The sequence below is a fragment of the Olivibacter ginsenosidimutans genome (assembly GCF_039542865.1).
GTDB lineage: Bacteria > Bacteroidota > Bacteroidia > Sphingobacteriales > Sphingobacteriaceae > Olivibacter > Olivibacter ginsenosidimutans.
In genome coordinates, this window is sequence record NZ_BAABIQ010000043.1 from 197,614 (window position 1) to 221,127 (window position 23,514).

Annotated in this window: 17 protein-coding genes; 10 read left to right on the forward strand and 7 right to left on the reverse strand. The window is 42.5% G+C overall.

Annotated elements, in window-relative coordinates; translation table 11 throughout:
- Window positions 1-17: 17 nt before the first annotated feature.
- From ABD930_RS18355 to ABD930_RS18365, 3 genes are all read right to left on the reverse strand, one after another.
- Window positions 18-1,514, reverse strand: a complete 1,497-nt coding sequence (locus tag ABD930_RS18355; RefSeq protein ID WP_345233974.1) for a lipopolysaccharide biosynthesis protein — start codon at window positions 1,512-1,514, stop codon at window positions 18-20.
- 192 nt (window positions 1,515-1,706) lie between these two features.
- Complete coding sequence (locus ABD930_RS18360) at window positions 1,707-1,979, reverse strand: acylphosphatase (protein ID WP_345233977.1); 273 nt, start codon at window positions 1,977-1,979, stop codon at window positions 1,707-1,709.
- Window positions 1,980-2,007: 28 nt separating this feature from the next.
- On the reverse strand, window positions 2,008-3,186 hold the full coding sequence (locus ABD930_RS18365; RefSeq protein ID WP_345233979.1) for an amidohydrolase family protein: 1,179 nt from the start codon (window positions 3,184-3,186) through the stop codon (window positions 2,008-2,010).
- Window positions 3,187-3,461: 275 nt separating this feature from the next.
- Between ABD930_RS18365 and rlmN the strand changes: the two genes are divergently transcribed.
- A complete protein-coding gene (rlmN, locus tag ABD930_RS18370) occupies window positions 3,462-4,502 on the forward strand; it encodes a dual-specificity RNA methyltransferase RlmN (protein ID WP_486348636.1) in 1,041 nt (346 codons plus the stop codon).
- A complete protein-coding gene (locus tag ABD930_RS18375) occupies window positions 4,472-5,200 on the forward strand; it encodes a ComF family protein (protein WP_345233985.1) in 729 nt (242 codons plus the stop codon). The genes rlmN and ABD930_RS18375 overlap by 31 nt, the downstream gene beginning before the upstream one ends.
- 284 nt (window positions 5,201-5,484) lie before the next feature.
- Here the strand turns inward: ABD930_RS18375 and ABD930_RS18380 are convergent, their stop codons facing one another.
- Entirely contained in the window at window positions 5,485-6,756 is a 1,272-nt protein-coding gene (locus ABD930_RS18380; RefSeq protein WP_345233987.1) for a serine hydroxymethyltransferase, read from the reverse strand.
- A 53-nt stretch (window positions 6,757-6,809) separates the two neighbouring features.
- On the reverse strand, window positions 6,810-7,556 hold the full coding sequence (locus tag ABD930_RS18385) for a segregation and condensation protein A (RefSeq protein ID WP_345233989.1): 747 nt from the start codon (window positions 7,554-7,556) through the stop codon (window positions 6,810-6,812).
- Between the two features lie 432 nt (window positions 7,557-7,988).
- Between ABD930_RS18385 and ABD930_RS18390 the strand changes: the two genes are divergently transcribed.
- The 8 genes from ABD930_RS18390 to aspS all read left to right on the forward strand — a co-directional run bounded on the left by ABD930_RS18390 (window position 7,989) and on the right by aspS (window position 21,692).
- A complete protein-coding gene (locus ABD930_RS18390) occupies window positions 7,989-8,597 on the forward strand; it encodes an RNA polymerase sigma-70 factor (RefSeq protein ID WP_345233991.1) in 609 nt (202 codons plus the stop codon).
- 79 nt (window positions 8,598-8,676) lie between these two features.
- Window positions 8,677-9,840, forward strand: coding sequence for a FecR family protein (locus tag ABD930_RS18395; RefSeq protein ID WP_345233993.1), 1,164 nt, complete (start codon window positions 8,677-8,679; stop codon window positions 9,838-9,840).
- A 202-nt stretch (window positions 9,841-10,042) separates the two neighbouring features.
- Complete coding sequence (locus ABD930_RS18400; RefSeq protein ID WP_345233997.1) at window positions 10,043-13,426, forward strand: SusC/RagA family TonB-linked outer membrane protein; 3,384 nt, start codon at window positions 10,043-10,045, stop codon at window positions 13,424-13,426.
- Window positions 13,427-13,510: 84 nt separating this feature from the next.
- On the forward strand, window positions 13,511-14,980 hold the full coding sequence (locus tag ABD930_RS18405; RefSeq protein WP_345234001.1) for a RagB/SusD family nutrient uptake outer membrane protein: 1,470 nt from the start codon (window positions 13,511-13,513) through the stop codon (window positions 14,978-14,980).
- Window positions 14,970-16,274, forward strand: a complete 1,305-nt coding sequence (locus ABD930_RS18410) for a TolB-like translocation protein (RefSeq protein WP_345234003.1) — start codon at window positions 14,970-14,972, stop codon at window positions 16,272-16,274. Before ABD930_RS18405 ends, ABD930_RS18410 begins: the two co-directional genes overlap by 11 nt.
- A gap of 136 nt (window positions 16,275-16,410) precedes the next feature.
- Window positions 16,411-17,676, forward strand: coding sequence for a polysaccharide pyruvyl transferase family protein (locus tag ABD930_RS18415; protein ID WP_345234005.1), 1,266 nt, complete (start codon window positions 16,411-16,413; stop codon window positions 17,674-17,676).
- Window positions 17,677-17,864: 188 nt separating this feature from the next.
- Entirely contained in the window at window positions 17,865-19,793 is a 1,929-nt protein-coding gene (gene dxs / locus ABD930_RS18420) for a 1-deoxy-D-xylulose-5-phosphate synthase (protein WP_345234007.1), read from the forward strand.
- A 153-nt stretch (window positions 19,794-19,946) separates the two neighbouring features.
- Entirely contained in the window at window positions 19,947-21,692 is a 1,746-nt protein-coding gene (aspS, locus tag ABD930_RS18425; RefSeq protein WP_345234010.1) for an aspartate--tRNA ligase, read from the forward strand.
- Window positions 21,693-21,771: 79 nt separating this feature from the next.
- Here aspS and ABD930_RS18430 read toward each other — a convergent pair whose 3' ends face one another.
- Entirely contained in the window at window positions 21,772-22,218 is a 447-nt protein-coding gene (locus tag ABD930_RS18430) for a single-stranded DNA-binding protein (protein WP_345234012.1), read from the reverse strand.
- A 12-nt stretch (window positions 22,219-22,230) separates the two neighbouring features.
- Window positions 22,231-23,283, reverse strand: a complete 1,053-nt coding sequence (gene mutY / locus ABD930_RS18435; RefSeq protein ID WP_345234014.1) for an A/G-specific adenine glycosylase — start codon at window positions 23,281-23,283, stop codon at window positions 22,231-22,233.
- Window positions 23,284-23,514: the final 231 nt, after the last annotated feature.

Below are 23,514 nucleotides of genomic sequence, written 5' to 3' on the forward strand. Positions count from 1 at the left end.
ACGGCAAAAGTCGGGCCTTATTGTTTCGCCCGAATCAACGCTCTAAGGGATTTCCATTCCACTATCCCCGCAACTCCCATAAAAAGTACAAATAATCCATTTCCTATAATAAGATTTCTTTTAAAAACGACGAAAGATAACCAAGAAATTACAATAGCACATCCAATATATAGTAAATTTTTCAAGGTATGGTAAGGTATCGCGTAATTTTTTTGTCCTAATATATAAGAAAGAACCATCATGCTAGCGTAGGTAATCATGGTAATCCAGGCAGAAGCGACGTAGCTGTACTGGGGAATGAAGATATAATTTAATACGATGGTAACTAGGGCTCCAATGCCGGAGATATACAATCCGTAACGTGTTTGATCCGACAATTTATACCAAATAGACAGGTTCATATAAACGCCCAGGAAAAGGTAGGCCATTAAAAGAACAGGAACGATTTTTAAACCCGACCAATATTGCAGTTGTTCCTTTAGATTTTCTCCCTTAATGAAATACTTTAATATTTCTATATTGCATACCAATCCGACAAAAATCAGGACCATCGTGATAATGAAATAATCCATAATGAGGGCATAAGTCTCTCTTGCATTTGGAGATTTGGAATGGCTAAAGAAAAAAGGTTCCGCTCCAAGCCGAAATGCATTAATAAAAATACTTAGAAATATGGCAATTTTGCTTACTGCGCCATAAATGCCAATGTCTGGCGTTTCCGGAGGAAGGAGCTTTTCAAGAAAAATCTTATCAAAATTTTCATTGATAATAAAAGAAAAGTTTGCAATGAGCACTGGAAAGCTATACGCAAGCATATTTAACAACAACCGCCCATCTATTTTAAGGCTAATTTTAAGTAATTCAGGAAGCAGCATAAGAAAGGTAAGTATGCTAGCAATAAGGTTAGCTAGAAATACATAGCCTATCCAACCTTGGCGGTACCAGGAAGCAAACCAATCTGAAAAAAGAAGATGGTGCTTCATGAGGAATGGGATGCCTAGAATGAAAAAGAGATTGAACGCGATCGCAATAAAGATATTGGCTAATTTGATAAGTCCGAATTTTAGTGGTTTTCCAGCTGCCCTGAGGCTGGCGAAAGGAATGACACACAAGGCATCTGCCACTAGGATAAAGGCGAAGTATTTGACATATAAGACCCGATCTGGATCATAAACCCCATTTTTCATCCATATGGCAATGTCTTTTGCGAATAATAATACGAATGTGATAAATACGGTTGAGGTTAATATAATGATAAATAGCGTATTACTGTAAACCTTGCTTTTCTCCTTTTCATGTTTCTGCAAATAGCGAAAGAAGGTTGTTTCCATACCAAAAGCCAGAAATGCATTGAACATCGCTGCCCAAGCATACATAGTCGTGAATATACCATAGGTCTTCGCCGGATATTGAGAAACATAGAGAGGAGTTAAAATAAAATAGAATAACCTCGCAATGATGGTGCTTAAACCATAAATCAGGGTCTGTCCTGCAAATTTTTTAAGTGTAGACAAGCTTTGTAAAGTAAAAATTCAAAACCCCGCCAGCTGGTGGGTTCATTGATGCCTTTAAAATAAATAATATATCAATAATTCAAAAGTAAAAAGTTCCCGGCTATAAGTAGCAATAGCAGTGACAAGTAGCACTTCTTGTTTTGTTTGCTAATAAACTGCAAAGTTCGTGCAACTCATAACTGGCTTTAGCCCTTACTTTTTAACGATTTCAAAATTACGATAGTTTTTAAATTCTCCTTCTATTTGCTCCACATTTTCTACAACGGCGTTTTCCGGCCCTTCTTGACACCAATCGATGAAATGGTCCAAGTCTACTGCTGTTCCTTCTGCTTCGATATACACAGTGCCGTCTGGTTGGTTTTTTACAAATCCTTTGATTTTTAACAGATTAGCTACTGATTGAGTAGCCATGCGGAAGGACACTCCTTGAACCTTTCCATGGATAATAAGGTTTAAATGTTTCATGTTAGCCTTGTCAATTGATATGCCTAAATTAGGATAACAAAGGTGTTACGGTAGCGGTTTTGGTTAACTTAAGATCTTGGGTATTTTGAATGAGGTTTAATCCTGGGCTTTTACCTTTTTCAATACTTCCAAACATTTGGTCGATGCCTAAATATTTTGCCCCATTATAAGTGGCCCATTTAATAGTATCTTCCAAGTTTAAATGGGAAAAATTTTCATGTAGCGTAATCAACTCGGAAAGGATACATAATTTATCATTAGACGCTAAACTATCCGTTCCTAGTACAAGGGGGTGATCTTGATGGAGGAATAAATCGATTTTAGGTAACCGATCTTCGATATATAAATTCGCATTGGGACATAAACACCATGTAACATCACCACCAAAACGATCGACAAAAAAGATATCTTTCATGTTGGTGTACGTGTTGTGCACAAACATCACCGGTTGTTTTTTAGGTAAAAGGGGAACAATAGATTGAATGGAGTCCCTCGCCTGTGCTTTGAAAAAATCAATGTTTCGGTTAAGCTTTTTATAAAAATCAACAAAACCACCACTCTTATAGCGGAAGAACTTATTCTCCTCCTCTGTTTCCTGATTATGAATACTCAAGAGGTTGTGCTCCGGATTGTGTATTTGTTTTAAAAACCGGAAAATCTCTTTGCATACGGAGTAAGGCGCATGCGGTGTAATAGAGGAAGGTAAGCCTTTAAACGTTTCACATAAGGCTAAGCCTTCTCTGAAGACGTCTTGTGCACGATCGGGCTCAAAACACAAAATTTCAATAAAAGTATGGTAATAAAGGGTGCTTTTAGCTTTAACGGCCCTTGATATGGATCGATTGGCAATATCGCCTACAGCGACAATACCGTTTTTTTTCATCGCTATATCTGCCTGAATCATCGCTTCGGTAATTTCTTCGTCGGTAGCTTGACGTCGACTAATAACGGATTCAATGAATGGTATTAGGCCTGTTTTCTTAGGAAACTTTCCTTTTAAGTGGGAAAGCTCTAAGTGGCAATGGGCGTTTATAAAGCCAGGAGTGATAATGCCTTGATATTTAGTGATGTTCTCTTGTTGGATTTCTTTAGAGCCGGGTGGATATATACCGGTTATTTTCCCATTTTCATCTACTCCGACTACACCTTCCTGAATGGGTTTATCAGAAACGGGAAGAATGTAATCTGCCGAGTAATAGTTAACCATAACGTTAAAAATTCGAAAATCTTTTAAAACGTATTAATGTCCTTTTTAATAATTAGGGGCAATGTTAGTAAAAAATATGTAACAAAAGAAATTTGCACAATGCTTTAACAGACTTGAGCACCAAAGGCTTAGCTATTTTGGGTTGGGTGGAAAACAATACGATACGTTGCAATCGGTCTTTTCGGGCTTAAATAGGGCAATACGCTAGACAGGAGAGCAGTTGGCATAAACTTGTATATAATCAAGGGTTTAGCTAATTTTGCAGCGTGGATTATATAGGAAAGAAAATCGACATCAGGTCGTTAAGCCTCGATCAGTTGAAAGAAAGATTACAGGCTTTGGGCGAACCAAATTTTCGAGCTAAACAGATTTACGAATGGTTATGGCAGAAGTCGTGTACCGATTTTGATGAGATGACCAATCTGGGTAAATCGCTACGTGATCAGTTGAAGGCTAACTATATCATTCACGCGGTAGTTGTTGATAAGTCTCAATACAGTTCGGATAAAACCATAAAAAGTACATTTAGACTTTACGATAAAAATATCATTGAAGGGGTGTTAATTCCTACACCTGATCGGATGACCGCTTGTGTCAGCTCGCAGGTAGGTTGTAGCTTGACCTGTAAATTTTGTGCTACGGGCTATATGGATCGTAAGCGAAATCTGAATGCTGACGAAATTTACGATCAGGTGGTACTGATCAATAAACAAGCCTTAGAAAATTATCAGTTACCTTTAAGTAATATTGTATATATGGGAATGGGCGAGCCGTTGCTGAATTATGCGCAAGTGCTTCGTTCGATAGACCGGATCACTTCTGTAGACGGTTTAAATATGGCGGCCAAACGTATAACGGTATCCACGGCAGGTATTGCTAAAATGATTAAAAAGCTGGGAGATGATGGGGTAAAGTTTAACTTGGCTTTATCATTACACGCTGCAAATGATAAGAAACGAAACGAAATCATGCCCATTAATGAGCAAAATTCGTTAAGGGCTTTGGCAGAAGCATTAAAGTATTACTTTGCTAAAACCAAAAATCCGGTCACATATGAGTATATTGTTTTTAACGGCTTTAACGATGAACTAACAGATGCGGCTGAGCTTGCCCTATTTTGCAAACACCTACCTTGCAAAGTAAATATTATTGAATATAATCCGATAACTTTTGCAGACTTTGAGCAGGCAGCAGAAGATAAGATAGACCGTTTTGCCGCTTTTTTAAGAAAGAAGGGGATTACTACTCATGTTAGGCGCAGTCGCGGAAAAGATATTGATGCCGCATGTGGACAGCTAGCGGTGAAAGAGGGGTGAAGTCTAAACCTATGCTGCGTTACCTCAAACATTTTTTCTCACTGCTCTATCCTGATCTTTGTTTGGGTTGTAAAAGACCCTTATATGAACATGAAGTGTTGATCTGTACCCATTGTTGGTATCATTTACCACTTACGAATTTTCATCTGGATAAAGCTAATGCTGCCGCTCGGCAGTTGTGGGGTCGTGTGCCATTGGAGCAAGTAACAGCATGTTTTTATTTTATCAAAGGTACCCAGGTTCAACAGATCCTCCATCACTTAAAATATCTTGGCAAGTCAGAAGTTGGAATCGTTTTGGGAAAGAAGTATGGTCTGTTACTAAAAGATACCGTTTTCCATACGGCAGATGTGATATTACCTGTCCCGCTCCATCCAAAAAAATTAAAGCGAAGAACGTATAATCAAAGTGAATATTTCGCAAAAGGGTTAAGTTATTCGTTAGATATTCCTATTGAACTTGGAAATTTAATCCGACATAGTCAGGATGCATCGCAAACCACCAAGAATCGTTTTGAACGTTATGAAAACATGCGTTCTGCTTTTCACATTCAAGACCCCGAAAAACTTGAAGGTAAGCACGTATTATTGGTGGATGATGTGTTCACCACGGGGGCTACCATTGAAGCTTGCGCAAACGTGCTTTTAGAAATACCCGAGGTAAAAGTTAGTGTTATTGCATTGGCCTATACCCATTAGTAATTTCTTTTAATCCTTTTATTATTCCATGCTATATTCAGGTTACCCGCTATTTAATGTCCATCTCTCTTTATTCTTAACGAAGGATTAACAGTGGGTTGACAGATACTTAACAGAGGGTTGACAGAGGTATTACCTCTGTCAACCTTCTGTCTAGCCATAGTATATTCTATATTAACATTCTCTTAATCAAAGAAAAGGGTAGGGAGAAACAGGTAAGATAAGGCAATAAAAAACGGGTAATCCATACGAATTACCCGTTTTGTTATGATGTACTTATCAAATTAGCTATATAAAGGAAATTTGGCCATCAGCTGAAGCACTTCTTCGTGTATGGCATCAAGCACCTGTTCATTTTCAGGATCGTTAATAACGCGGTCTATCAGTTCAACAATCTGCACCATTTCATCTTCTTTTAAGCCTCTTGTAGTAATAGCAGCCGTTCCCATACGGATACCTGAGGTAACAAAAGGTGATTTATCATCAAAAGGTACCATATTTTTATTGGTGGTAATCCCGGCTTCACCGAGCGCTGCCTCGGCCGCTTTCCCACTAATACCCTTATTGCGTAAATCGATCAACATCGAATGGTTGTCTGTACCGCCAGAAATGATTTGATATCCTTTGCCAACAAAGGCTTTGGCCATCGCTGCGGCATTTTGCTTAACCTGTAAAATATAGGTCATATAGTCATCACTTAGTGCTTCTCCGAAGGCGATGGCTTTTGCTGCGATAATGTGCTCCAATGGTCCCCCTTGTGTACCGGGAAAAACCGCCATATCCAATAGGGACGACATCATGCGGATTTCTCCTTTAGGCGTTTTTAGGCCCCAGGGATTTTCGAAGTCTTTACCCATCATAATCATACCACCACGTGGCCCTCTTAGGGTTTTATGGGTAGTTGTGGTGACAATGTGGCAATGAGGGAGTGGGTCGGTTAGTAGTCCGCGTGCAATGAGTCCGGCGGGATGGGAAATATCGGCTACGACCAACGCGCCGATTTTATCGGCAACTTGGCGGATAAAAGCATAATCCCAATCACGTGAATAAGCGGAAGCACCTATGATAATCGCTTTTGGCTTTTCCCGTAGTGCCGTTTCTTCCAACGCCTTATAATCAATTAAACCGGTTTCTTTATCAACACCATAGAAGTGGGGTTCATATAATTTTCCTGAAAAGTTTACTGGTGAGCCGTGGGTAAGGTGCCCACCATGGGAAAGGTCGAAACCAAGGATTTTATCACCGGGTTTTAAAATCGCTAGAAATACGGCAGCATTTGCTTGCGCTCCTGAGTGTGGTTGTACATTTACCCAAGCGGCATTAAAAAGTTGCTTTGCCCGATCAATAGCTATTTGTTCCACCTCATCGACTACTTCACAACCGCCATAATAACGTTTACCAGGTAAGCCTTCGGCATATTTATTGGTTAGTACTGAACCGGCTGCTTCCATAACCTGTTTGCTCACAAAATTTTCAGAAGCAATAAGCTCGATGCCTTCTTCCTGTCGTTGTAACTCCTCTTGAATGAGGTCAAATATGATGTTATCTCTTTCCATTAATTGTTGATAATAAGTGCCTGTTTTAGCTATTGCGCAAAGATAGGAATTTTTCAAGCCCTTTTCTCCTTTACCCAAAAGTTATTATAACCTATACCTAATTGAAGTTCCAGCAATTGTTGCTGTAGCAGTTCTAAAATAGCTAAGAAGTTATAGACAAAATGGACTTTGTTTTCGGAGAATTGCTGAATGGCTTTAAAGTCTAATTTTTTGTTAATGGTTAATAAAGAAGTGATAGCTTTTTTTTGTTGTTCAATGGTATATGGATATTGAACAACGGTATGTTTGACCTCCTGTGACTGATTAAGGTAATGATTCATTAATCGGTCATACACCTTCATCAATTTATAAAGATCAAAAGAGCTTAATTCTTCGCCCGGTTCAGCATCGTTGGCAATCAATTGTAAATTGAAAGCGATGTTTCCCCTTTTTTCGATCATAAAGCGCTGGTCTTCCAAAAGCTTCAAATCCGCGCATACGGTTTTGAATTTCTTATATTCGATGAGTTTTTGTACTAAATCTTTCTTTAAGTCGATTTCATTTCCTTCTTCATCGAATTCTGGTCTGGGAAGCAACATTTTAGCTTTGATGCGCATCAAGGTAGCCGCAACGAAAATAAACTCGCTGGCCAACTCCATGTTTAAAGCATTCATGTGATGGATATAATCCAGGAAATCATCCGTGATTTTGGAAATCTGGATATCATGTATATTGAGCTCATCTCGCTCGATAAAAAAAAGCAATAGATCAAAAGGACCTTCAAATTGGGGTAATTTTATTTCAAAACCTTCTGTTTGCATGGGAGCAAAGGTACTTTTTCTTTGGAAAATTAACAGATTAATATGACTGCTGTTCGGGGAACCTTCGAGGGTCGTTCGTGACAGCTTCGAGACATGTTCGAGACTGCTTCGACAATCCTTCGGATGACCTTCGATGGCGCTTCGGTTGGTGTTCGAATGTGCTCTTTGTATTGTTCGGCTCCTATTCGAGAATCGTTCGAGCTTCTTCGACATTCCTTCGATGGGCTTCGAACATCTTTGAATACATATCGAAGCTGGTCAAAGGAAATCCCGAGTTTGGGGATAATCAGGATGCTGCATGAGTAAAACGATAGGCAAACCTTGTTTAGCCCAGTATATGGTTTTAATTTAATACAGGGGTTGATTTGGAAATATCCTGTTTGCGCCTTGCATTTTTCAAAAAAAATGTATTTTTGAAATGGAAATCCAATTATGACCTCTTCTTCACCAAACATCAGTGTTAATTTACTGTGCAAATTGCGCGATGGGGACACCTTGGCATTTGAAGAGATCTACAGGGCGCTCGCACCCAAACTTTATCAACGTTTGCTGCGTCTATTTAAAGATACCGCCACGGTGGAGGAAATTGTGCAGGATACGTTTTTGAAACTTTGGGAAAAACGCCAACAGATTGATCCTGAGCAGGGATTTAAAACCTATCTATACCGTATTGCCGATCATTTAGCGATTGATCTGTTTCGTAAAATAAGCCGTGACAAAGCCTTGCAAGAAGAATTATGGGCCAGTGCGGTGAGCTTTTACCTTCAAACGGAGGAAACCACGATCGGAAAAGAACAATACCAGCTTGTTGTCCAAGCTATTCAACAGCTTTCCCCTAAGCGTCGGCAGGTCGTACTGATGTGTAAACTGGAAGGACGTAGTTATCAAGAAGTCGCGGATGCCATGGGCATTTCGGTGTCAACGGTGAGCAACCAACTGGTCAAAGCTATTAAAGAAATTAAGCGTTATGTACTGCGTTCCGCTCATGGTGAACAAATTGTATTGTTATACCTCCTCGGTTGGATGATCATTTTCCAATAAAAAATTATTTTTTCAGTAGTGTGTTTTTCTTGTTCAAGCGTATAGGGGGACAAACGGATTATAAACAGATTACTGATCATTGGAAAATCAAGCGTATATCAAGCAATTGTTGGCGGATTATCTGAATAAACAAATCAGCCGCGAAGAATTTAATCAACTCTTTTCCCAACTGGGAGATTTGGAGGACGAAGCATTCAAAGCTACCGTACTACAGGTACTGGAGAGCCAACCAGCGTTTGTTGATGCTAGGTTTATTGACGAGCGGGTGGCTGCACTGTATCCACAACTTCAGGCAAAGATAGAACGTCCCGTCAAGTGGCAAAGACGCTGGCACCTTGTTCGGCCGTATATTTCGGTGGCGGCAGTCGTTTTGGTGATCCTATTTACAGGTTGGTTCTTGCTTAGCGAACGTCAATACCCGAAAAAAAAAGATATAGTCACTACAGAGCAGGTCTTACCTGGAACCAATCGCGCCAAATTGACCTTGGCAGACGGCCTAACGGTGGATCTGAGTGAATATCAAAACGGGGTTATCATGGGCGATGAAATTAAGTATTCGGATGGATCCCGCGTTTTAGGTTCAACGGGCAAAGGAGCATCGCTTATGACGATTAGCACTCCAAAGGGAGGTACCTATCAAATCACCCTGTCCGATGGTACTCAGGTATGGCTGAATGCAGGAAGCTCACTCAGTTATCCAGCTCATTTCCCCGAGGGCGAACGGATGGTCGAGGTATCCGGTGAGGCTTATTTTGAGGTGGCAAAAGATGAAAAGAGGCCCTTTAAGGTGAGCAGCAGTGGACAGCAAATCGAGGTCTTGGGAACGGCTTTTAATATTGCGGCATATCCAGATGAAGCCGATACGAAAACAACCTTAGTACAGGGCAAAGTAAAAGTCTTTAATCTTATTGCGCATCACTCCAATCTGTTACGTCCTGGACAACAGGCTACCGTACATGGTGCACACATCGAAGTGGGCCAGGCTAACGTAGAGGCCTCCATTGCTTGGAAAGATGGCTTGTTCAACTTTCATGAGCTAACCATTGATCAAGCGATGAAGCAAATTGAACGTTGGTACGATGTGAACGTACGGTACGAAGGCAAAAAACCTAGCGGCTACCTTGGTGGAAAAATGAGTCGAGGAGTTAAACTGTCCACTTTTCTGAATTTTTTGGAACAAGATTTCCAAATTAAAGCTGAATGGAAATCAGACAGAACCCTGATATTAAAGCCAGCATCATAAATGCTAGTACAAATACCATAACGGTTAAAACGAAATGAATAGGATGGAAATAAAACAAGCGCCTACATAAGCGGCGGAACGGTAATTGGTCAAAAAAGCAGGGAAGTGTTGACTCCACTACCCCGCTGGATACTAAGATTACCTTCAACCACAATAAGATGAGATTATTTAACCAAAGTATAACCTTAGCAATGACAAAATTATGAATAAAAAGCGAGGCGAGAAAGGCTTTGCGATTTTACGGAAAGTCCTTATGGTCACTAAACTAACCGTAGCGTTGATGTGTATGGTGTGCATACAGCTACAGGCACGTAGTTATGCGCAATACATTACCCTAAAAACTACGAATAAACCCCTCGAACAGATCTTTCAGGCCATTGAACAGCAGACGGGTTTTGTGGTCTTGTATAATTATGAAGAGTTACAACGCGCCAAACCCGTTAGCCTTTCGGTACATAAAATGGAAATGACCAAATTGCTTGATAAAGTGTTTCTAGAACAGCCCTTCAGCTATACAATAGAAGATAAAACGATTCTGATCATTAAGAAGAAAAATGCTCAAGGGCTACACCAAGATAATGCTGTTATTCGTGTTGCCGAAGCACAGCAACGCGAATTGAATGGTACTGTAACTGATGAGCAAGGGCAACCCTTGGCGGGTGTAACGGTGACCATCAAGGGAACGTCTGTGGTGACAACAACCAACGCATCGGGTCGTTATCAGACGGCGATGCCTGCAAATGCCAAATCAGTGGTTTTCTCGATGATGGGCTATGGTGCCGTAGAACGGGAAATTGGAAGTAGCCAAACCATGGATGTTATCCTAAAAACCTCGATAAGTGATTTGGATGAAGTAGTTGTCGTGGGCTATGGAGCTGTAAAACGTGGAGATCTTACCGGATCTGTTGCTTCTGTGGGCTCGTCGGAGGTTCAATCCACACCCATTGTGGCGTTGGATCGAGCAATGCAAGGCCGAGTTTCGGGGGTTAATGTAATTACCAATTCTGCTCGGCCGGGTGGAAGCACCACGGTTCGTATTCGTGGTACCGGGTCGGTTAATGCTGGGAACGAACCACTGTACGTAATCGATGGGTTTCCTACTGGCAACCTCAACTCCATCAATACCAATGATATTGAATCCATAGAAGTGTTAAAGGATGCTTCGGCAACAGCCATTTATGGTTCCCGGGGTTCAAACGGAGTTATCTTGGTGACAACCAAACGGGGTAAAGCGGGAAAATCCATCGTGAGTTATGATGGTTACTATGGTCAGCAGTCGGTCAGGCATCAAATCCCCTTATTGAACGCAAAACAATTTGCTGAATTTGTGAACGAGGCCAATGTCAATAGTGGCGGAGCTCCTTATTTTGACGGTAGCGCTGCTGATCGCCCTCTCCCTGAAACATTGGGTGAAGGAACCGATTGGCAGGATGCGATCATGCGAGATGCGCCTATACAAGACCATCAATTGACGGCATTGGGTGGATCAGAAAAAAACCGATATGCGCTATCGCTCGGTTATTATGGCCAAAAGGGTATTATCTTGAGGAGCGATTTCAATCGTTACTCGTTTAGGGCTAACGTAGACAGCGATGTTTCCAGTCGACTAAAAGTGGGCCTTTCAACCCAGGCGGCATATACCAATGGCAACAGTGCAGAAACCGAAACAGCCGGGAATACCTCCTATGGCAATTTAATTCCCGCTGCGCTGAATTATTCGCCTACACTACCGATCCTCAATGAGGATGGATCTTACAATATCTACACCGGTCCGCTAAATGGTCTCGGCGCAGACAATCCGTATGCGATGGCCAAAGAGTATACCAACAAGAGCTCCATCATCCGGGTGCTCAGTAATGCCTATGCAGAATTGGAGATTATTGACGGACTGAAACTAAGGAGTACGATCGGGGCTGATCTTTTGTCCAATAAAGCCAGTTCCTATACGTCTAAGTTGGTCCTTGCCGGAGCTTCTTTGGGCGGTAAAGCATCCGTTGCTTCTGCACAAACTATCAATTGGCTTAATGAAAATACCCTTACGTATGATAAGCAGCTCGGCGAACAACACCATCTCAATGCCATGATCGGGTACACCTATCAGCAATCAAATTATGAAACGGCCACGGCAAATGCCAATAACTTCAATGACGATTTTGCACTGTACCATAACCTGGGCAGCGGGTCTACCTTAGTTGCCCCATCTTCCGGGGCAACAGATTGGCGTTTGATATCCTACATTGCCCGTGTAAACTATGGCTTCGACGACCGGTTTCTGTTCACCCTTACCGGACGGCGAGATGGATCTTCACGCTTTGGGCCCAATAACAAATTCGGCTTCTTTCCATCTGGGGCGGTGGCGTGGAAGTTGAAGAATGAATCGTGGTTGCGTGATATCCAAAAAATCAGCGATGCAAAGCTTCGGGTGAGCTACGGGTTATCAGGTAATCAGGAAATTGATAACTACCGTTATGTCGCGGGTATGTCTTCCTTGAATTATGTGTTGGGGGGTACGCTCTTTACCGGTAATGCACCGAATATCATTCCCAATCCCGACCTCCGGTGGGAGAAAAATGCGCAGTTGGATCTTGGTGTGGACCTCGGTTTCTTTGATAATCGTTTATCCTTCACCGGCGATTATTACCATAAAACCACCTCAAATCTGTTATTTGACGTAGGTGTGCCCACCAACTCCGGCTTTAGCACCATGTTGCAGAACATTGGCAAGGTAGAAAACCATGGTGTGGAATTGGCTATTAACGCAGCTATTATTGATAAGGCGGATCTAAAATGGACAACGGCATTCAACATCACCTTCAATAAAAATAAGGTGCTGGCGCTGGATAAGCGAAAGGAATTTCGGACAGGTGGGGATGCTGTTATCTCCAATACAGGGCTCAATCCTATTCTGCTCCGTGTTGGTGAACCGCTTAGCAATTTCTACGGCTATGAGATGGACGGTATTTTTCAAAGCGCTGAGGAAGTTGCTACATCAGCCCAGCCTACCGCCAAGCCGGGAGATATTCGTTACGTCGACCAGAATGGAGATCATGTGATTAACGATGACGATCGTGCCATTATTGGCAATGCCAACCCGAGTAGCTTCGGTGGATGGAACAACACATTCAGTTATAAGGGTTTTGATCTCAATGTATTCATACAAGGTGTATTTGGCAATGAAATCCTGAATTATGGCACTTTTGACCAGCTGAACATGACTGGTGGTAATAACCTTTCGAAACGTGCACTCGACCGATGGACTCCGGAAAATCCCAGCAATACCATTCCCCGGGCAAATGCCAGTGGAGGTTCCCGGATCCTCTCTTCTTTTCAGGTGGAAGACGGATCGTATATCCGATTCAAAACCATCACCTTGGGTTATACCTTGCCAGGCAACCTGTTGCGCGGATGGTCTGTTAGCCAATTGCGCATTTATGTGTCCGGACAAAATTTATTTACCCTGACAGACTATACAGGATATGATCCTGAAGTAAACCGTTTTGGCAATTCATCCATTAGCCAAGGTATTGACTATGGCGTCTATCCGTCGGCAAAGACGTTTTTGTTTGGGTTGAACCTTAAATTCTGATCATTATTAAATACTCATGTTTCCAAAACATACAAACACACGTGAGTATTCCATATGGCAATTAAAAAAACAAACCATATACATATGAAACGCTTAAACATAATATATTATTTCTTGTCAATAATGGTTGCGGGGCTCATCTCCTTATCCGCTTGTGAAAGTCGACTGGATATTGCGCCGGTTACGAACTTGACGGATGCAACGTTCTATCGTACAGAGGAAGATGCTAAATCGGCATTGGGCGCTTGCTATGCATCTATCTATAATCCGGATATTTTCCATGATCTGGTCACAACAGATGATGCCATCCCATTTTTAACCGGCGATGCTGCCCGCCCATTGGTTTGGCGGTACGATATTACGCCAGAAACGAATTATCTCCGCTTTTTTCCGGGGGCTTACCAAAGCATTAACCGCTCCAACATTGTCATCAAACGGCTGCCCGATATTCCGATGGATGAACAGCTTCGAAACCGTTACATTGCGGAAGCAAAATTTCTGCGTGCATTGGCTTACCTAACCTTGGTGAGGTTCTATGGAGGTGTACCGTTGGTAACCGAGCCAACCGAAGGTGCAGAAAACTTGGAGTTGGCGCGTGCTGCAGTAGCGGATGTCTATGCGTTGATTGAAGCCGACCTACAGGAAGCAGAGCAGGTATTGCCACCTAAATATACGGGGGCAGACGTGGGAAGGGCAACTAGCAATGCGGCTAAAGCACTAATGGCTCGTATGTACCTTTTCCGGGCAGGTACAGATGCCAATTCACCCTTCTGGCAGCAGGCAGCCCAAAAAACCAAAGAGGTCATCGATGAGGGGTCATTTGGTTTATATGATACCTTTGCTGATGCCTTCGCGCTGAGTGCAAGGGGCGGAAAGGAAAATATTTTTGAAATCCAATACCTTACTGATGTTTCGGGGCATGGTCTTGGCCGTGGTTATGGCGTAAGGGGTGCACCCATTTATCCCGGTGGAGGAGCAGGCATCGCCCGCCCGACAGCAAGTCTGTACCAGCTGTATACTGAGGCAGATCAACGGCGCGACGTAACCTTTATCACCTCCTATACCTATAATGGAAAAACTACCAACCTATCGATTACCGATCCCAATCCGGCTAATGCCATTTCATTTCAGAAATTATGGGATAAAACGGCCCAGACGAACGGGGGGGAAGGTACCAGTGTGCCGCTCATCCGTTTTTCTGATGTGTTATTAATGTATGCCGAAGCACAAAATGAGGTTAATCATGGTCCCGATGCCTTGGCCTATGAAGCGTTGAATAGGGTTAGAACCCGTGCCGGACTTAATTCGTATGCTGGGCTCGATTACCAAGCGTTTAAAGAAGCGGTCTGGCAGGAACGACGTCTTGAATTTGCGTTCGAGAATATGCGCTGGTTTGACCTTGTCCGTACCGGTAGACTTATCGATGCTGTTAAGGCAGAGAATAGTTTTGATCGCAACGCGCTGATCAAACCTTTCCATACCTTGTTGCCCATTCCGCAACAGGATATCGATAATAATCCCCTGCTGGAACAAAATCCGGGATATGAACAATAGTATGAGCAGATGGAATTTGATTATGATAGGTTGGACAATGGTATTGACTGTCTACCTACAAGAGCTTGCGGCACAGAGCCGGCATCCTCAGAAAATTACGGTACCTATCGAACGGGTAGCTACCGGCCGGATTATTCATCGCTTTCATGATACCTCACCCCTTAGTCCGTCGGGAAAGTATTTCGCGCTGTTCAGGATGCCGTTTGAAGATCATTATCCTGAGCCAGGAGATTGGGGTGAAGTTCTGCTCGTCGATCGTAAAACAGGAGATGCCACGATTGTAGGACGCTCTTTTGGCTGGGAAATGCAGGTAGGGGCCAATGTACAATGGGGTAAGGATGACAGTCAATTGTTCTATAACGATGTGGATACGAGCACCTGGGAAGCGGTTACAGTACTGTACAACCCGTTGACGAAGGAGTCGCGTAAGCTACATGGCACTATGTTTATGTGCGCTTCCGATGGTAGCCAGCTGGTGGGGCACAACCTTCGCAATTCGTTTTATGCCCAATCGGGTTACGGGGTTATCGTACCAGATGCTTACAGACAACACCATATTGGCCCTGTAGCAACCGACGGAATTTTCGTAACCGATGTGACTACGAATGAAACGCGTTGCGTTGCCACCATAGCAGACATTTACCAGAAAGCCACCCCTAGCGTAAAGATACCCAATCCGCAGGATTACGAATACTACTGCTTCAAAGCCATGTGGAACCCACAACATACCCGTATCATGACCTGCTTAGTGCTATGGCCACGTGATGGTGGCAAACGTCGTGTGGCCATTATTACACTGAAGCCGGATGGGACGGATATCCATACCGCCATTACGACGCAGCAATACGCCAAAGGCGGTCATCATATGGCTTGGATGCCCGATGGGGAGCATATTTCCATGAACCTCAATATCAATGACCAGAAACCTGCCTTGGAACTCGTTACTTTTAAGTATGATGGCACCGAATTGAAGGAAGTATTCTGGCCTGGATCAGGCCACCCTTCTTTTCATCCAAAAGGCCTTCCGTGGGTAGTTACCGATGCCTACCCCAGCGAAACCAGCGTGACCAGGGGAGATGGCGTTGTTCCTATCCGTTTGTTGAATGTTAAAACAGGAGCGGAATTGATCATCGACGAAGTGGAGACCGCTAAGGTGAAAGATAATGCTTTCCGGTTGGATGCCCACCCTACCTGGGACCGATCGGGTAGGTATATTATTTATAACAGTTTTGATGGTGGCGTCCGCGGCGTAAAGATGGCGGATGTACAACAGATCATTTATCCAATAAATTAATCTTATGAAATACCCATGATTACACAACACAAATAAAAATAATCTGGGTATTCCATATGGCCATTAAAAGAAAAATCGAGTGAAATGAGCTCATTTATGCCGCTGAAAATATATACTCATAAATAATTATTTACATATGAATCGTAGAACATCACTCAAACAATTAGCCCTTCTTGCTGGCGCATCAGCCATACCCACGCTTCGCCTATTGGCAGAAGAAAAACCAACAACTATCCTCTTAGTATCGGGATGGCAGTACTACAACATTGGAGATATTGCCCACACTCCCGGCCTTTTGGCCTTATTGAATATCTTTCTTCCCGACACAAAGGTCATCCTTTGGCCGAATCACGATGTACGGGCAATCGACCACATGTTACTTCGTAAGTTTCCAGATCTTCAGATCGTCAAAGGTACCGTAAAAGAAGGCAATGTAACGGAAGAGGCGGTTATTCGCGCTGCAGAAAGTGCTGATTTTATGTTACATGGATCGGGACCATCGGTGGTCGCACAGCCCAAATTGCAATGGTGGCGGAAACGCTTCAAAAAGCCCTATGGTATTTACGGGGTGACGGTAGAAGAGATTAATCCAGAACGTAAGGATTTGTTGGATCATGCCGCTTTCGTGTATCTACGGGATACCTTGTCGGTAAAAAACTTACGGGATAATGGTATAAAAGCGGGAGCAATTGGTTTTGCACCGGATGCTACCTTTGCGATGGATCTTCGCAATGATCATGATGCGGTGAATTTTATGAACGAACACCAGTTGCGCTATAAGAAGTTCCTCTGTGTGGTTACCCGCCTCCGCCGTACACCTTACTACCAATTAGATAGAAGTTGGACACCAGAGCAGATTCGCGAAGTAGATACCCTAAACGATCGTTACAAAGAAGAAGACAATGCAAAATTACGGGAGGCCATTGTTACCTGGGTAAGACAAACAGGCTTTCCAGTCGTAGTTTGTCCGGAGATGACTTACCAATTAGCCATCATGGACGAGTTGGTGGTTCAACCCCTGCCTCCAGACGTACGTAGCCACGTCATCAAAATGGACCGTTATTGGTTCTGCGACGAGGCGGCTTCCCTTTACGCCAGTGCAGTAGCAGTAGTCAGTATGGAATGCCATTCGCCCATTATTGCTTGTTTTAACAATACGCCCGCATTTTATTTAAGACAGCCCCAAGATACCATCAAAGGTCAAATGTGGTATGATATCGGATTGCAGGATTGGGTCTTCGAAATAGAAAAGTCTGCCGGTAGCGAAATCGCTGCACGGCTTATGGAAGTATATGATGATTACGAGGCGGCCCAACAGAAATTAGAGACGGCGATGGACAAGGTACGTAACATCTATCGCGAAACCATGCTCAATGTGCGGAGCCGTATTTTGAATGGCTAAGCGATAGATAGGCTTTATTTCATATACTTTCTTTTCCGTATCACCAAAATAAAAAATATTGTGTAAAACAAACCTTCTTGTTTTAATTCGGGTGTCCTGTTTGGCGTGAAACTTGTTAGGTAATCTTATGCATTTTATCTAAGTTTGTACCAATTTATTACAGCTAAGGTTAAATAACCCTTCACGATATGGATTTTGAACCAGGACCTTTGTTAAAAGGGATCAATAACCCTGACGATCTTAAGCGGTTGAAAGAAGCGGATCTGGAAGCGCTTTGTAAAGAACTGCGGCAATATATTATCGATGTGGTATCGGTTTATGGTGGGCATTTTGCCGCAAGTTTAGGGGTTATCGAGCTAACAGTAGCCTTACACTATGTGTTAAATACCCCATATGATCAATTGGTATGGGATGTAGGCCATCAAGCCTATGGCCATAAAATCTTAACCGGAAGAAAAGCCGTTTTTCATACCAATAGGGTTTATCAGGGAATTAGTGGCTTCCCGAAGCGGGCGGAGAGTATTTACGATACTTTTGGTGTGGGGCATTCCTCTACCTCCATATCCGCAGCGCTAGGAATGGCTGTTGCTTCTCATTATAAAGGAGAAAAAGACCGGCAGCATGTGGCCGTTATTGGTGATGGCGCTATGACTGCGGGGATGGCTTTTGAAGCATTGAATCATGCTGGAATCGAGAAATCCAACCTATTGGTTATCCTAAATGATAACTGTATGGCCATAGACCCTAATGTAGGGGCTTTAAAAGAGTATCTTACGGATATTACGGTTTCCAAGCCTTACAATCGCTTTAGGGATGATATTGCCAATGTACTAAGCAAAATATCACAAATTGGACCAGATGCATTGGGCCTGGTTAAAAAGATAGAAAAAAGTATCAAAGGGACGTTGCTGAAAAACAGCAATCTATTTGAGTCTTTAAAATTTAGGTATTTTGGGCCGGTAGATGGGCATGACGTGAAACGTTTGGTTAAGATTATCGATGAACTTCGGAATATTCCCGGCCCTAAACTGTTACATTGTATCACTGTAAAAGGAAAAGGCTTTGCTTTAGCAGAAAAAGATCAAACCAAATGGCATGCTCCCGGACTATTTGATAAAATTACGGGAGAGATAAAAAAATCGGCAAGCGATAAGCCTGTTGCACCGAAATATCAAGATGTTTTCGGGCATACCCTGGTAGAACTTGCTGAACAGAATGATAAAATTATGGGGATTACTCCGGCGATGCCTTCCGGTTCTTCCATGAATATCATGATGAAAGCAATGCCTAACCGTGCTTTCGATGTCGGTATTGCCGAACAACATGCGGTAACCTTTTCGGCAGGCTTAGCAACGCAAGGGATGATACCTTTTTGCAACATTTACTCGACTTTTATGCAACGAGCTTACGATCAGGTTATTCATGATGTAGCCTTGCAAAAATTAAATGTGGTTATGTGCTTAGACCGCGCAGGTATAGCCGGAGCAGATGGGCCTACACATCATGGTGCATTTGACCTTGCCTATATGCGTTGCATTCCAAATTTAACGGTGGCAGCACCTATGAATGAGGAAGAATTGCGCAACTTGATGTATACCGCACAGTTGGAGGATAAAGGGCCTTTTGTTATTCGCTACCCGAGAGGACAAGGTGTAATGCCCGATTGGCGTAGGCCTTTTAAGGAACTTGCAATCGGCCAAGGGCGAAAAATTTGTGAGGGAGAGGAGTTGGCTATCCTGAGTATTGGCCATGTCGGAAATGAAGTGGTTAAAGCTTGTATTTCCTTAAATTCGGATGGAATTTTCCCCGCACATTATGACTTGCGTTTTGTCAAGCCATTGGATGAGGAACTTTTACATGAAGTTTTTCGGAAATTTGACAAAGTAATTACGGTTGAAGATGGCTGTCTACAGGGAGGAATGGGAAGTGCTGTATTGGAATTTATGGCTGATCATGACTATCATGCAAAAGTAATTCGATTAGGCATTCCAGATCATTTCATTGAACATGGTGAACCGAACCAACTGTGGGCTGAATGTGGTTATGATGGGGCGCACATCGTGGCAACAGTGAAACAGATTACAGCAAGCAGAAAGACAAATACCATGGCTGGCTAGTTTTTCGAGTTTTAAGTTTATACGTTATAAGCGGGGAAAGCCTGTTTAGGGTTGAAGGTATGAGATTGAAGGTATAAGGCGTATGGGCGGCACGAACAACGAATAACAAACAAACAACAAAAAGATTTTTTGAATTTTGACTTATAGGAATACATGTATAGAACACATACTTGTGGAGAACTCACGCTAAATGATCTAGGGAAAGAGATTATGTTGTGCGGTTGGGTACAGAAATCACGTGATTTGGGAGGAATGACTTTTATTGACGTGCGCGACCGTTATGGATTAACACAATTAACGTTTAATGCGGAGGATGATGACGATTTACGGGGTAGGGCTAGGGATTTAGGAAGGGAATATGTTATTCGTGTAAAAGGTACCGTTATCGAACGCTCGAACAAAAACCTTAAAATTCCAACTGGAGAGATTGAAATAAAAGTTGCCGCCTTAGACGTTTTAAACCCCGCTAAACTCCCTCCTTTTTTAATAGAAGATGAAACAGATGGCGGTGAAGATTTGCGAATGAAATACCGGTACCTAGATTTACGGCGTAATCCTATTCGTAATAACTTGGTTTTACGACATCAAATGGCTCAGGCAACGCGCGCCTATTTAGACGAACAACAGTTTATCGAGGTGGAAACACCGGTATTGATTAAATCTACCCCAGAAGGGGCTAGAGACTTTGTTGTACCTAGCCGGATGAATCCCGGTGAGTTTTATGCTTTACCACAATCGCCACAAACCTTTAAGCAATTGCTCATGGTTTCCGGTTTTGACCGTTACTTTCAGATTGTAAAATGTTTTCGCGACGAAGACCTAAGAGCCGACCGACAACCCGAATTTACACAAATAGATTGTGAAATGGCTTTTGTCGAGCAAGAGGATATCTTACATATCTTTGAAGGACTCATCCATTATTTATTCAAAAAGGTAAAGAACATTGAGATCGGTAAACTGCCACGGATGACTTATTCGGAGGCGATGCGGTTATATGGATCAGATAAACCGGATACACGGTTTGGAATGCAGTTTGTCGAGTTAAACACCCTTTTAAAGGGAGCCGGTTTTCCGGTGTTTGACCAAGCAGAATTAATTGTTGGCATTAATGCCTCGGGTTGTGCTGCTTATACCCGAAAACAATTGGATGCATTAACCGATTTTGTGAAGCGTCCGCAAATCGGTGCGTCTGGTTTGGTTTACCTGCGGGTGAATGAGGATGGTTCACTAAAATCATCGGTAGATAAATTTTTCAATCAAGATCAATTGGCTGCTTGGGCGCAAGCTTTTGATGCGAAACCAGGCGACCTCATCTTGGTCATGGCCGGCCCGGCAGATAAAACAAGAAAGCAATTGAATGAATTGCGTCTGGAAATGGGGAACCAACTGGGATTGCGCGATAAGAACAAATTTTCAGCCCTTTGGGTGGTAGACTTTCCGTTATTGGAATGGGATGAAGAGACTGGCCGTTATCATGCCATGCACCATCCGTTTACATCCCCTAAAGTAGAGGATATATTACTGTTAGATACCGATCCGGGAAAAGTGAGAGCCAATGCTTACGATATGGTGATCAATGGAACGGAAGTTGGCGGTGGTTCCATCCGGATTCATGATAAGCAATTGCAGCAATTGATGTTAAGACACTTAGGTTTCAGCGAGGCGGAAGCACAAAAACAATTTGGATTTTTGATTGATGCATTTACCTATGGCGCACCTCCACACGGGGGGATAGCTTTTGGTTTTGATCGCTTGGTGTCTATATTCGCCGGTTTGGATTCTATTCGGGATGTTATTGCCTTCCCTAAAAATAATGCAGGGAGAGATGTGATGATTGATTCGCCTAGCACGATCTCGCAAGAACAATTGGATGAATTGAAAATAGGTGTAAAGGTTTAAGGTTGAAGGTAGCGAGGAGCGTAAAGCTGAGAGCATAAAGCTTTATGCTCTCAGCTTTACACTTTCCGCTCTTTTTACCTTAAAAAGGTAAATCATCATCCTTATTTTCGTTAAAATCTACAGCAGTAGAATTTGGATCAGCCGTGTTTTCTGCACCACTAGGCTTTGTGTCGCCATTGGCTGGCCCTTCGAAATCGCTTTTCCTGCCGAGCATCGTGAAATTCTCTGCCACAATTTCTGTCGTATATCTTTTTACGCCTTCACGATCTTCATAAGAACGCGTACGCAATTTTCCTTCAATATAAACCAGTTTCCCTTTTTGGAGATATTTAGCGGCAACGTCCGCAAGTCCTCTCCACATGACAATGTTATGCCATTCAGTCTGTTCAACTTTTCTTCCATCTTTATTGAAGGTTTCCGATGTGGCTAGGGGGAAACTCGCGACCGATACATTGCCTTCTAAGTGGCGAACCTCAGGATCCTTGCCTAAGTGTCCAACCAGGATAACTTTGTTAATTCCTGACATAGCTTATAAATGTTAGTTGTTGCAAATATGATACTCTCTTAAAAACGTGAAAATTAATTTAGGTTTAGCTAATGTATCTAAATCTTTTAATAAAACATAATTCCAGGTATTTTTTTTGTTACAACTTTTCATGCTTACTTCAATAAACGTAGCATAGATATGCTGATGGCTCAATATATGCTTTTTAGGTTTACTTACTAATCTAAGTTCAATGTCCTTTTCAAAGAGTTCCTTAAAGGATGGACTTTCCGTGAGCGCATCTAACGATACAGCCTCAGGCATTTCCAGCATGGGAAATTCATACATATTCGCCCAAATATCCTTTGATCCCCTTTTTTGCATCGCTATCCGTTCCCTATCGCGAATAATAAAATAGTAAAAATAACGCGCTTTGGACACCTTTGCTTTCATTTTAACAGGTAAAAAATCGACTTTGTTTTCTTTCCGCGCATAACAGCCTAAATGTATCGGACAGCGGCCACAATCGGGGCTTTTAGGTTTGCATTGTAAGGCTCCAAATTCCATGATGGCTTGGTTGTAAGTTGCCGGGTCTTGTTGATCAAGAAGCTCATCGGCAAGTTGGCCAAACAACTTCTTTCCTGAAGGACTATTAATGGGTTCAGCAATACCGAAGTAGCGCGCAAGTACCCGAAATACATTGCCGTCTACCACCGCTTTTGCTTCGTTTGCCGAAAAAGAGGCTATAGCTGCCGCTGTGTATGCACCTATTCCCTTTAGTTGTATTAGCGTGTCATATGCCGTGGGAAAAATACCTTGATGTTTTTCTACGATCATCCTAGCGGCCTTATGCATATTCCGTGCCCTGGAATAATAACCAAGTCCCTGCCATAAGCGTAATAGCTCATCTTCGTTGGCCTGCGCAAAGTCTTTAATCGTAGGATATTTGGCTAGAAAACGATTAAAATAGGGAAGCCCTTGTTCCACACGCGTTTGTTGTAGAATAATTTCAGAAAGCCAAATGACATAAGGATTAGTTGTGCTCCGCCAAGGTAGCTCCCGTTTATGTTGATGATACCAGTTGATGATGTCCTGTGCAAAAGCCATGAGGCAAAGGTAGGGAATAGTTGCTAGTTATGAGTTGTTCGTTATGAGTTGCGAGCATTTAGTAAACTGTACAGGTACACACAATGCACAACTAAAAAAGGCAACTTCCTAAAAATTAACGCAGTAGTTTAATTTTTTGCCTTAAAGTCTTGGATTGGAGATATTTTACATAAAAATTGATGTTTTATTTTTGTAAATCATTTAAAAGCAATACTTTTGCATCCCCAAATC

What these genes read in the sequence shown, in the direction of transcription:
- ABD930_RS18360 (WP_345233977.1), bottom strand. Translation starts at nt 1,979, where the DNA reads ATGAAACATTTAAACCTTATTATCCATGGAAAGGTTCAAGGAGTGTCC.
- ABD930_RS18365 (WP_345233979.1), bottom strand. Translation starts at nt 3,186, where the DNA reads ATGGTTAACTATTACTCGGCAGATTACATTCTTCCCGTTTCTGATAAA.
- ABD930_RS18375 (WP_345233985.1), top strand. Translation starts at nt 4,472, where the DNA reads ATGTGGACAGCTAGCGGTGAAAGAGGGGTGAAGTCTAAACCTATGCTG.
- ABD930_RS18380 (WP_345233987.1), bottom strand. Translation starts at nt 6,756, where the DNA reads ATGGAAAGAGATAACATCATATTTGACCTCATTCAAGAGGAGTTACAA.
- ABD930_RS18385 (WP_345233989.1), bottom strand. Translation starts at nt 7,556, where the DNA reads ATGCAAACAGAAGGTTTTGAAATAAAATTACCCCAATTTGAAGGTCCT.
- ABD930_RS18390 (WP_345233991.1), top strand. Translation starts at nt 7,989, where the DNA reads ATGACCTCTTCTTCACCAAACATCAGTGTTAATTTACTGTGCAAATTG.
- ABD930_RS18400 (WP_345233997.1), top strand. Translation starts at nt 10,043, where the DNA reads ATGAATAAAAAGCGAGGCGAGAAAGGCTTTGCGATTTTACGGAAAGTC.
- ABD930_RS18405 (WP_345234001.1), top strand. Translation starts at nt 13,511, where the DNA reads ATGAAACGCTTAAACATAATATATTATTTCTTGTCAATAATGGTTGCG.
- ABD930_RS18410 (WP_345234003.1), top strand. Translation starts at nt 14,970, where the DNA reads ATGAACAATAGTATGAGCAGATGGAATTTGATTATGATAGGTTGGACA.
- ABD930_RS18415 (WP_345234005.1), top strand. Translation starts at nt 16,411, where the DNA reads ATGAATCGTAGAACATCACTCAAACAATTAGCCCTTCTTGCTGGCGCA.
- dxs (WP_345234007.1), top strand. Translation starts at nt 17,865, where the DNA reads ATGGATTTTGAACCAGGACCTTTGTTAAAAGGGATCAATAACCCTGAC.
- aspS (WP_345234010.1), top strand. Translation starts at nt 19,947, where the DNA reads ATGTATAGAACACATACTTGTGGAGAACTCACGCTAAATGATCTAGGG.
- ABD930_RS18430 (WP_345234012.1), bottom strand. Translation starts at nt 22,218, where the DNA reads ATGTCAGGAATTAACAAAGTTATCCTGGTTGGACACTTAGGCAAGGAT.
- mutY (WP_345234014.1), bottom strand. Translation starts at nt 23,283, where the DNA reads ATGGCTTTTGCACAGGACATCATCAACTGGTATCATCAACATAAACGG.